Source organism: Brachybacterium sp. AOP25-B2-12 (assembly GCF_052378625.1).
GTDB lineage: Bacteria > Actinomycetota > Actinomycetes > Actinomycetales > Dermabacteraceae > Brachybacterium.
In genome coordinates this window covers 1-10,172 of sequence record NZ_JBQSXW010000032.1, presented here as the reverse complement: position 1 = coordinate 10,172, position 10,172 = coordinate 1, and the positions used below count along the sequence as shown (strand labels likewise).

Genomic DNA, 10,172 nt, shown 5'->3' with positions numbered 1-10,172 from the left:
TGACCGTTGTCCCGGGGCCCCTCAGTCGTTCACCGCGCTCCCTATCTGGCCTCGAGGATCTGCGAGCCAGCGGCGCTAGGCACCGCCCGGACCGCAGCGGCCAACTCAGCGAACAACGGCGCGGCGCGCGCCTGGGTCATGTCGAGGCCGGACGCCGCCACCCGCGCCTCGACGTCGAGGGCGCGCGCGACCAGCGATCGCAGGTCAGCCGGGATGAGGTCCACGGTCGGCTCCGGGGTGCGTGTCAGCGCCTCGCCCGCTCGCCACAGCTCGTGGACCACCTCAGCCCGGTCAGCATGGCAATGCGGGCCGCTGTAGGCACGCCACGCTGCCGTCTCCGGTCCTCCCAGCGCAATGTCCTGGGTCGCCTCAGCCAAGCCCGCCGCCAGCAGGCACCGCTCATCTCGGGTCAGCACTCGTGTCATCTCAGGGCTCTCTCTCCGGCCTCGGCGTCCAGCGCAGCCAATCCCGCGCGGACAAGCGGCACAACATCGCCGCTGAACACCGTCATATCGACATTCCCGTCGACGTATCGCAACACTTCCGCGATGACGTGCACCTCGTCAATAGTTGTTTGCGGGATACCGGCCCGCTCGCTGACATTCCAGAGCGCCGGGGATTCATTGTCGAACTCTTCGGCCACCATATCGAGGGCCCGCACCAGTAGCTCTGCTGAAACCGAACGAACCGCAGGCGCTACATCGCGCGCCTGCGGTTGCTCTGACTCCTCTTCGATTCCCGCCATGCGTCAGCGGACCTCCGTCACGACGGTCTGATAGGACCCGATGCGAAGCTGCTTGCTCGTGGTCACGTCCACGGGGAGCGTCCCGGCCTCGCCCGTGGTGGCCGTCCAGTCGACGGTCCAGTGCGCGGTGATGTTGACCGTGTACACCTGCCCGGGCTGCTTGTCGCTCATCTTCTCGTAGACGTGGCCGCAGTCCGGGGACGGCTCGATCCCCGTCCCCGGGTACTCGGTGCCGGGGCCGTCGCACTCGATCGTCTCCCCGTCGCCAGTCTCGATCGTCAAGCCCGTGAACTGCGCGTCTGCCGTGACGGTGACAGGGCCAGCGGTCGCGGACGTGGACTGAGGACCCGTCGTCGTCGCACCCGGGTTGTCGACCCAGAACCACACGGGCAGGCCCACCGCGCCCAGCACGTCGGGGTTGTCCGGCGTCGACCCAATCTCCGGAGCCACGATCCCCAGCTGAGACACCGCGGTCTGCGCAAGCGCCTGCACATCGATCACCGGCGCCGGTGCCGCAGGATCCGCAGGAGCCGGAGCCGGGGCAGGATCAGCGGGAGCCGCAGGGCCGCTGTTGACCGCTCGACGCCCCCCAGGACCCGAAAGGAAGCCCACCGTGCCACCGTCGTCCGTGCTGCCCACACCGAAGGCCAGGTCGAACGGGCTGTAGGACGGCCCCGGCGCGACACCAGAGCCCCGCGAGCTCGCACCCGATACCGAGGCCGATCCCCCGTCGTAGTTGTCGACTCTCGACGTCGACGACCGCGACGGCGACTTCCCCGACCCGTTCCGGCGCGTCACCTGAGAACTTCCGGACCCCGGAGACGTCGCATCCACCGTGATCGTGGAGGTCCGCCGATCATCCGACGACGAGTCAGACGCATTTCCAGCGGCCAGGGCAGGAGCTGCGATGCACACGGCCACTGTGGCAACGATGGCCGCAGTGCTCAACTGCCGTACTGAGCGAAGTGATCCGCGCATGTCGTCCCCTCGGGGTAATAGCCCATCTCGCTGATGAGATATGGCTGAGTTGTGTCAGCACGGGTGAGAGTGAAGCGTCCAACCGCTTCAGTCGCCACATCCCGCACATCAACAGGCTGGCCGTCCTTCGTCGCCTTCCTGTCGGCGGTGTTGTTGCAGAACTCAACAACTGCGCTCGTGTCGGACTCATCGAGCACGGTCCACTCGCTGAGGTGCCGCTCTCCGGTGATGGTCTCCCCGGTGGCCGCATTGGCCTGATCATCCGTGTCTGCCTTCGCGGCCAGATCCGGTGTCAGGTACTCGGCGTTATAGCCGGTATCCGGCCAGCCCTTTGCTGCTGCCGCATCAAATGCCGCGAAGTACCCCGTTACACGTGTCTCTGGCGATTGCGTCTCAGGTGCTGCCGGTGGTGCGCTTACCGGGGCCGTGGCTGTCTTCGCGCCGTCGGTCGTGGTCTCCGTCGGGGTCGACGTGCCGGTGCAGCCTGCCAGCGCGGCGACCATGAGCGCGGCGACGGCTGCGGTCCTGCGGGTGGTCTTCATCATCAGCGGTGCCTCCTGGCATTCATTGTGCCCGGGGGCCCAGGTGAATCCCAGGCCCGGTTTCTTGCCCTAGCGGATCTGCGCGAGATTTTCGGTCTCGGTCGAGAGCGTGTAGTCCTCGCTGTGAGCGATCGCGTGCATGAGGCGCGAGAGGTGCCGGTGCAGCTGCACATCGCCCCGCGCTGCCATGAGGCGATCCCTCCACAGCTGCTCCGGGATCGGGTCTGCGACCAGGCCCCGCTCCGTGGCCCACAGGGCGGTCTCGGTGTCCCCCGCGTCCAGCGCCCGCTCCGCGAGCTCGTGGGCCACGTCCACGACGTCCTGGACCATCTGCTCGTGGATGACGCTGGTCCAGCTGTAGCGGTCCCTCGGCACGCCCTCGAACGGCTTGCCCCGCACGAGCTTGAGCGCGGCCGCGAGCTGCTGCACAGTCATGTCCTTTCGGGACGCGGCCACACGACGGATCAAGGACCAGTCTGAGCGGACCTCATCCCGCAGCGTGTACCCGCCCGTCATGCCATCCGCACGGGGCAGGTAATGCACCTCGCGGTGATCCACCCCCAGCCACCGCCGCGCCTTGGACGCTGCCGTCAGGCGAGTGCTCGCCGCGACCCGACGCCCCGGCCACAGATCCGCGCAGAAGTCCGTGTCCCGGGCTCCGGGGCGCAGGTGCATGTACGCGAGCATCTCCGTCAGGCTGGCGCGCTTCGACTGCTCCACCGGGCCATGCGCCCCCACGACCTCCACCGGACCGAACAGGCGGATCAGGGGGTCCCGGTCCGACACCCGCACCGGCGCACTGCGCTCGTCGACGGTCAGCACCAGGCCGCGCGGCGCGCTGCTAGCAGGGTTGCTAGCAGGGTTGCTAGCCACCTTGCTAGCACGCTCGCTAGCACCGGCACGGCGCTGACCTTCACCCTTGACATCGCGTGATAGGCTGAGGCTCTGCCGGGCTTGCGAGTGCATGAGACTCAGCCTCTCCCGCTCCGTCCAGGCCTCAAACTCCCCCCGGGTCGCTCCCCGGTCCTCGTGATTGATCCCCATGTCACTCGGCCTGCTCCCTCAGTGTCTCGGTGGCCTTCCTCCACTCCCTGCGCCCCGTCACCACGGACTCGGGGTAGGTCCTCGCGGCGATCGCCGCTGCGGACTTCGACAGGCCTGCCAGCTCTCCGGCGGTCTCGTAGGAGACGCCCCAGCCGTAGATCTCCGCGACCAGCTGGTCGCGCTCACGGATGCGGTCCTGCCGCTCCCGGTCGACGCGTTCGACCTGCTCAGTGGCCTCCCGTACCCGGGTGCACAGGTCATCGAACCCGGGATCGCGGGGGCGCTGCTTGCGGACCACCCGTCCCGGTGTCTGCGTGGCCTCATCTGGGCTCTCGGTCATCGCGTCTCGTCTCCGTCCTGGTCCTGTGCTGCGTAGTACGCGACCAGCGCGTCGGTCACGATGTCCTGCCGGGTCCGGCGATACCCCTGGTCCTCATACGCCCGGACCTCCGCTGTCATGCGCGCGATGAGGTCCGCCGGCAGGCGCGTGTTGAACTGCGAGAGCGACCGTGACCGCGGGGACCCGGATTGCGGCTTGACCTGCGGGGGCAAGGTGGCCGCGGGCGGGGTCAGCGGCGGCTCATCGCCACCTTGCCCAGTCCCCGGCGTCGCCGTGTCGAGGTCCGGCAGCATCGGCCCCAGGTTCTCGGCGGGCGTGTCCTCGGGCGGCGGGGCCACCAGGGACTCCCACGGCGCCCTCTGGCGCTTCTTGGCGCTCATGCCTGGCCCTCTCGTGCGATCACTTCGGTGAGCACGTCGGCGTACTCGCCGACGTCGTCCGGGACGGTGCCCGGGGCGTCCTGGTAGCGGTCCAGCAGAGCGACCTCGGACACGAGGACCGGCAGGCCCATGTCCTCGAGGTGCTCACGTGCCTCGCGGCGATGCACCGACCGTGCGCGGATCTTCGTCAGCAGCACATGCAGGCGCACGTCGTGGGCCTGGGCCGCGTGGGCGGCGACTTCGAGGGTGGGGCGCAGGCTCATCACCTCGGCGGGGGAGGCCAACACGGGGCAGATCAGATCGCGGCCGACCGTGAGGACGTCTGCGAGGATCGCGCGGCCCCCCGGGCCGGTGTCGACCACGAGATGCCGGTGCGATCGGGCCAGGCGCGCGGCGGCAGCAGCAGCTGACTCCGCGGACCCGTCGCGCCACCGCTCGACGGTCACGGTCGCGGGCCACTCGTCCCCGGCGACATGGGCCCACAGGGTGGCCGTCTCATTGGCCTGGTCGGTGTCCAGGAGCGCCACCGAATCGCCGCCGGCTGCGAGGGCCAGCGCGATCAGGACGGCGGTCGTGGTCTTGCCGGTCCCACCCTTGAGGTAGCCGACGACGATGCGCTGCGGCGGGTAGCTCTGCGTGCTCATACGTCTACCGTACAGCACGCTAGACGTAGGGGGAAGGGGTTACCTCGATGTCTTTCTGTCCAAGATCGACGGGCGGCGGCGGGTTCGCTTCCCTTCCTCATTCTTTGTGTCCATGCCCGACAGGCGGATATGCGTCTCCGTCCCGTCCTCTTTACCGGCCACCGAGTCATAGCTCGTGAGACTGATATTGACGACCTGTGTCCGCGCGAGCCATTCCTCGTACTCGGTCCGCTTTTTATGCCGCTGAATCTCGCCATTGATCCACGATCGCGCATCACCATCATGCGCGTGCAACCCTTTGAGAATCGTGGACGCATACGATCCACCCTTCTCGTACACCTCGATCTGCTTCCCGTCACTCATGGTCGCCGTGATGCGAATAGTTTTCTTGCCGCGCTGCTTCCCGGTCGCGGGATCTATGCGCCTCCACTGGCTTTGTGACCGGGCGATGCTCCGGACCTCTTTCATCAGCGCCTCCCGGGCGCGACCCCACCCCTTGGCCCCGGCCCCTTTCGGTGTCGAGACGTCATAGCGCCGGACCCCTCCGGGCAGCACCGTTCTCTGCTCACTGAACCGATGCCGGGTCCGCGGCGATCCCTTAGTGCGGGCTGGATCGACCGGGACGACCGATGGGCGGTGTTCTCCCTGCTCAGAGGGGGTCCAGTCGGTACCGACCTTCGCACGCACGCGGGCGATCTTCCCGTCCTTGCGTCGTCGCCGTGGGGGAAGCTGATCGGGTGTGATCGTGCCCGAGGTCCGCAGCGTGATCAGGGCGTCGCGGATGTTGTTCCCGGGTCGCTTTCCGGTCCTGACCAGGCGGATCAAGTCGGGTGATCGGCCGACGTGCCGTGCGATCTCGCTCTGCGTCATCCCCAGATCCCCCATAAGGGAGCCGATCACGTCCGCGGAGTTGCCGTAGTCACTCATCACAGGTCCTCTCCCTGGGCCTCAGCCTTGATCCGCAGGTCATTGCGCTCGGACTCATCCAGCGGCGTCGCCACGCCGTGCAGCACGCCCTTGACGCGCAGTCGTCCGTTCTTGCCGTCGTCCCCGCCTCCCGCGTTGGTGGGCAGTGCCCACTGCGGGACGACCGATGAGTACACGGCATCGCCCCGGACGCCCAGGATCGTCCCGGGGTCCATAGCCAGCAGTCCACCCTTGCCGGGGTAGCCCGGGCCTGTAGGAGCGGACAGCATCCGGGCCCGCGCACGGCCCCAGATCTGGACCGCGAGCTCCGGGTGGTAATAGCCCAGCTCGCGATCGGTGAACTCACGCCCTGGCCGGGTGTAGACCCACGCGTCCCCGAACCGGCGGGCGGTGTGGGCGTACTCCCCGGGGATCCTCATGGGGCTGTCGACCGTCACGTCCTCATCGCGGAACCGCTTGGCGAACGTTCCGATGCCGTGGATGAGCATGGCCCGCAGCGCGCCCGCCACGGCGCGCTTCACGATCGGCTCGAGGTCCGCTCGACCCTGGACCGCGGTCCGCATCTGGGCGAGGCGATCGGCCCACTTGTTCAGCACGTCGCCCTTGGCCTCGAACTCGACGCCCTCGATCGGTTCGATCGACCAGCCCTGGTCCATCGCGATCATGACCTCCGCACCATCGGCCCACGTCTCGAACGTCACGCCCGGGCGGTTGGGGTACAGCCAGCCGTCGTCGACCGTCTCTCCCTGCATCGGCAGCAGGCCGACGTGCGCCCAGCCCTTGGGGACGGTCGCGCGCACCAGGTAGCGGGCGCGGGTGTACCGCAGCTTGGGGTCCCACAGGTAGTAGGCGCAGTCATCCCGGGTCAGGCGCTTGGCTCCCAGGCCCAGGCCCCACCCGAGCGCGGAGTACATGAACCTGCCGTCGACGTAGGCGAACGTGTCCAGGCGCGGGGTCGCGGCCGCGTCGAAGTGCCGCACCTCGTGCGCGTTCTCCCCGGCGCCGCCGCCCGTCGTCGTCAGGTGCTCGATCCGGTGCTGACCGCTGGTCGCGTGCAGTTCCTCCGCGATATCCGCGTCCAGCGTCGGCAGCTGCCGCACCTTCTGGGGCAGCAGCATGCCCCAGAGGTTCAGCGCCGTTGAGGCGGGCGTGTAGAGCATCGACCCGTGGATCTCGCGCCCGTGGTGGTCCCAGCCCTGGACCTTCCCCACCTCCGCCGTCAGCACCTCCCACGCCTCGCGGGCCTGCTCTGCGGTCACCGGCACCGAGTCGAACCACTCCGCGGCGGAGTGCAGCTCCACCGGCTTGCCGGACGCATCGTGCCGGTACCGGCCCACGCGGGGCTCTCGGCTCAGCTGGTGACGCTCATGCGTCCATCCGGGCGTGTCCCCGAGCATCCAGTGGGGGCGGTCCTCCCGCAGCGGGGGCAGATCCCCAGTGAGGATCACCCGCGTCGCGTCGACCGACAGGGCGAATGCCAGCAGGTCCGCGAGGTTCGGATACTTCCGCCGGCCTCCCGCCGGGACCGGGACCGCCCGCCCGTCGCGCAGCACCGCACGTCCCGCCTTGAAGTCCACGAACACGTGCGCTGGCGGGGGGGCCTTCCACACCATCGGCCTACCGATCGTCGCCATGCCGCCACTCCCTAGATTTCGTCGCCACCAGCGTCTCCTACGTACAGTAGACTATCCGTTTGTTGGTGTCAGTACAACCTCTAGAGATCCTTCGTGTCATCGCCACCGGCATCAGGGTTGGCTCGGAACACGGACGCGATCGTGTCGTAGGACCTCCCCAGTCCCACCGCGATCTGACCGGCAGTCACACCCTCGGCGCGCAGGTCATAGACGAGCTGCCGCTCCGCCTCGCGATCCCGCCTGAGCAGGCGTTCCGCTTCCTCGCGGCGTGCGCGCAGCTCCGCCATGCGCAGCCGGGCAGAGACGGACAGCTGGTCCATCGACTGCTCCGCGAGCCGCATCCTCTCGGCGCGCGGCGCACTGCCACGCTGCTTTCTGGGATCTACCATCACGGGTTCCTCTCCGGGCGTTCTCGGGTTGCCCAGAGCTTACCGGATGTTGTTGCACACCCAACAACTTTCCTGCGTGTCGTGGACCGTGTATCCTGCGTCACGAGGCAAAGAAGTGGCCCGAATCGCTTCAACGATCCGGGCCACGGCTGGTCGGCATATGTCGATTGGGTGGCTCCACACCAGCTAGCCGCCTCATCCACCCCATGAACGAAACAAGGAAAATACCCATGGACGAGACATCGCCAGCTGGCTCGGTAGAACCGACCAGCGATCACCATGATGCCAGCCCCACCCTCAACCTGGAAGCGCCACGGCCTACCGACGCGCCCGTGCTCGACGGGGAGGTGCTGCCGCCGACCGTCGACCCGGACCTCGGGTTCAGCTCGGAGCTGCTGCTGACGGGGATCTTCCCGTACCGGCGCTCGGACCGACACATCGTCACGCGGCAGAGCGGCCCCTACGAGGTCACGATCAGCAGCTCCTACGGCCTGCCGTACGGCAAGTACCCGCGACTGATGATGGTCTACATCATCACTGAGGCCAATAAGCGAAAGCACCTCAAGGATTCCGAGGCGCGGCGCATTCCGCTCAGCGCGTCGATGAATACGTTTTTCGCTGAGCTGGGAATCGCCGCCCGATCGACCGGGGGTCAGAATGGTTCGATCCGGCAGCTTCGCGAGCAGCTGGGCCGGATCACGACGACGACCATCACAATGGAACGCCTGTTTGGACCAGAGTCCACGAAGCGTTCCATCAAGAATCTCGGGGTGGTGGATTCGCTCGAGTTCTGGGTTACGCGCGATGAGGATCAGCTGACGCTCATGGAACCGTATATCGAGCTGTCCTCGCGGTTCTACGCGCACATCACGGAACGCCCCATCCCGGTGGACCTCAATGTCCTCAAGCGCCTGAGCAAGCCCCGGGCGATTGATATCTACATGTGGGCCACCGCCCGCAAGTTCTCGCTGACGTCACGGTCGTACACGCTTCCGTGGTCCCAGGTCCAGGCGCAGTTCGGCCCGGACACGCCGGACACGGCCAGGGCACGGGCCGACTTCCGCAAGGACGTCCGGAAGGCGGTCGGTGAGGTGAACCGGGCGTGGCCTGGTGCCGGTCTCCTGCCCACGGGCGAGGGCCTGGTGCTGCCCCCCGGGGAGCCCTCGATCCCACGCCGGTACAAGGCCAAGGGGCAGCAGCTCGACTGACGCCGCGCGGCGAGCTTGATGCGCCCCTCGACGGTTGTCCACAGCCGTCGAGGGGCGCATTTGTGCTGGTCATAGTCTCGCGACGACTGGGCTGCGCATAAGTACCCTCAGCGCGAGGGACGTCCGAGGGGGCAAAAACTGTTTGCGCAGGTCAGGCTGCGCATAAGTACCCTCACGCCCTTGGGGGCTGCGCATAAGTACCCTCAGATCTGCGCATAAGTACCCTCACGTTTGCGCATAAGTACCCTCAGATCTGCGCATAAGTACCCTCAGATCTGTACTTATCCACAGTGCTACAGACTTCCGGTAGCTACGCACTTCAATGTCTGACCCCATGGGACGATGAGTTCGACTATTCAGTACTCCAGTAGCTCAATAGGCGCGCGTGGCGCGCGGATGGCGCACGGGCGATCGCGTGCCCATCGGCGGGCAGGTGGTCGCAGGGTGGGGTCTCGTGCTGCCGCGGGCCTGCGGCCCTTGCCCTCGGGGGAGGGCGTGGCCGGTGTCCGTGGTGTGGGGTTCCGGTCGCGGGTGCGTGGGGCCGGCTGGGTCCCGTCTGGGGCGCGTAGCGGTCCCGGGATCAACGGCGGCACAGACGATGATGTGCCTCAGAAGCCCCCAGAGCCTCCCTGAGAGCCGTTCGGATGCCTAGTGGCACATGGGGGCACCGATGCCCTGAGAGCGCGTCAGCGGGGCGCACAGCGCGTCGGAGATGGCTGTGAGCGCGGTGGCGGGCGTAACTCGGGCAGGCTGCTACTTGTGTGCCTCTACGCGCATCTCTCGTGCTAGGTAGTTCGTAAGTCGCGTCAGAGCGGCAATGTATTGAGCGGTCTTTGGCTTTTCCGCATATCCAGCGGAAGTGCGTGCGAGCTCGCTGCGTGCCTCATGGCTAAGACGGTTGATGTCACTAACGAGGGCGCTTGTTTCGGTCACCACGGGAGCAGGTGCGACCGCCAGAAACACACTCAACGCCACGTCGTAAGACTGCTCAACGGTGGGGAAGTTTTCAAGCGCCCGTTTCCGCCGCGTCTCACTGACCGAGGAAGCGAGACGAGTCATGTTTTCACGGAACACGTTAGCGGCCTGTACGAGATCTTTGTAAGCGGAAAGCCGAAGCGTAGACAGCCGTTCAACGCGAGCTCGGTTGAGTGCGAATCGTGAGGTGAGCCAGCTGGCGAAGACCGCAACCCCGATCGTCACGGCATAGGGCAGCAGTGGGCCCAGAAACTCGAGGACGGCGTCCGTATCCATGGGGTGACTGTAAGGGCGTCACCGGAGGCACCCCGGCACGCGCGAGGTCCCCGGGCCAGTAGGCCCGGGGACCTCGCACCGCGCTCAGCG

General features: G+C 67.3%; 13 protein-coding genes. 1 reads left to right on the top strand and 12 read right to left on the bottom strand.

Going from position 1 to position 10,172, the window contains the following annotated elements; all coding sequences use genetic code 11:
- Positions 1–41 precede the first annotated feature (41 nt).
- From ACT3TZ_RS14675 to ACT3TZ_RS14625, 11 genes are all read right to left on the bottom strand, one after another.
- The gene (locus tag ACT3TZ_RS14675) at positions 42–425 is read right to left on the bottom strand and encodes a hypothetical protein (RefSeq protein WP_444584175.1); all 384 of its coding nucleotides are present in this window, start codon (positions 423–425) and stop codon (positions 42–44) included.
- The gene (locus ACT3TZ_RS14670) at positions 422–745 is read right to left on the bottom strand and encodes a hypothetical protein (RefSeq protein WP_444584174.1); all 324 of its coding nucleotides are present in this window, start codon (positions 743–745) and stop codon (positions 422–424) included. Before ACT3TZ_RS14670 ends, ACT3TZ_RS14675 begins: the two co-directional genes overlap by 4 nt.
- A 3-nt stretch (positions 746–748) precedes the next feature.
- Complete coding sequence (locus tag ACT3TZ_RS14665) at positions 749–1,195, bottom strand: hypothetical protein (protein ID WP_444584173.1); 447 nt, start codon at positions 1,193–1,195, stop codon at positions 749–751.
- 494 nt (positions 1,196–1,689) lie between these two features.
- Positions 1,690–2,268 carry a hypothetical protein gene (locus ACT3TZ_RS14660; protein ID WP_444584172.1) on the bottom strand — a complete coding sequence of 193 codons (579 nt, stop codon included), beginning with the start codon at positions 2,266–2,268 and terminating at the stop codon, positions 1,690–1,692.
- A 66-nt stretch (positions 2,269–2,334) separates the two neighbouring features.
- Positions 2,335–3,138, bottom strand: a complete 804-nt coding sequence (locus ACT3TZ_RS14655; RefSeq protein ID WP_444584171.1) for an AfsR/SARP family transcriptional regulator — start codon at positions 3,136–3,138, stop codon at positions 2,335–2,337.
- 172 nt (positions 3,139–3,310) lie between these two features.
- The gene (locus ACT3TZ_RS14650; RefSeq protein ID WP_444584170.1) at positions 3,311–3,649 is read right to left on the bottom strand and encodes a hypothetical protein; all 339 of its coding nucleotides are present in this window, start codon (positions 3,647–3,649) and stop codon (positions 3,311–3,313) included.
- The gene (locus tag ACT3TZ_RS14645) at positions 3,646–4,029 is read right to left on the bottom strand and encodes a hypothetical protein (RefSeq protein ID WP_444584169.1); all 384 of its coding nucleotides are present in this window, start codon (positions 4,027–4,029) and stop codon (positions 3,646–3,648) included. Before ACT3TZ_RS14645 ends, ACT3TZ_RS14650 begins: the two co-directional genes overlap by 4 nt.
- On the bottom strand, positions 4,026–4,673 hold the full coding sequence (locus ACT3TZ_RS14640) for a nucleotide-binding protein (protein ID WP_444584168.1): 648 nt from the start codon (positions 4,671–4,673) through the stop codon (positions 4,026–4,028). Before ACT3TZ_RS14640 ends, ACT3TZ_RS14645 begins: the two co-directional genes overlap by 4 nt.
- A gap of 39 nt (positions 4,674–4,712) precedes the next feature.
- Positions 4,713–5,600: a hypothetical protein gene (locus ACT3TZ_RS14635; protein ID WP_444584167.1), complete on the bottom strand. Its 888-nt coding sequence runs from the start codon at positions 5,598–5,600 to the stop codon at positions 4,713–4,715.
- Positions 5,600–7,234: a hypothetical protein gene (locus tag ACT3TZ_RS14630; RefSeq protein WP_444584166.1), complete on the bottom strand. Its 1,635-nt coding sequence runs from the start codon at positions 7,232–7,234 to the stop codon at positions 5,600–5,602. The genes ACT3TZ_RS14635 and ACT3TZ_RS14630 overlap by 1 nt, the downstream gene beginning before the upstream one ends.
- Positions 7,235–7,314: 80 nt before the next feature.
- Complete coding sequence (locus ACT3TZ_RS14625) at positions 7,315–7,554, bottom strand: hypothetical protein (RefSeq protein WP_444584165.1); 240 nt, start codon at positions 7,552–7,554, stop codon at positions 7,315–7,317.
- 299 nt (positions 7,555–7,853) lie between these two features.
- On the opposite strand from ACT3TZ_RS14625, the gene ACT3TZ_RS14620 reads away from it, so the two are divergent.
- Entirely contained in the window at positions 7,854–8,831 is a 978-nt protein-coding gene (locus tag ACT3TZ_RS14620) for a replication protein RepA (protein ID WP_444584164.1), read from the top strand.
- 753 nt (positions 8,832–9,584) lie between these two features.
- Here the strand turns inward: ACT3TZ_RS14620 and ACT3TZ_RS14615 are convergent.
- Positions 9,585–10,082 (bottom strand): hypothetical protein, encoded by a 498-nt coding sequence (locus tag ACT3TZ_RS14615; RefSeq protein WP_444584163.1) that lies wholly within the window; start codon positions 10,080–10,082, stop codon positions 9,585–9,587.
- Between the last annotated feature and the right edge of the window lie 90 nt (positions 10,083–10,172).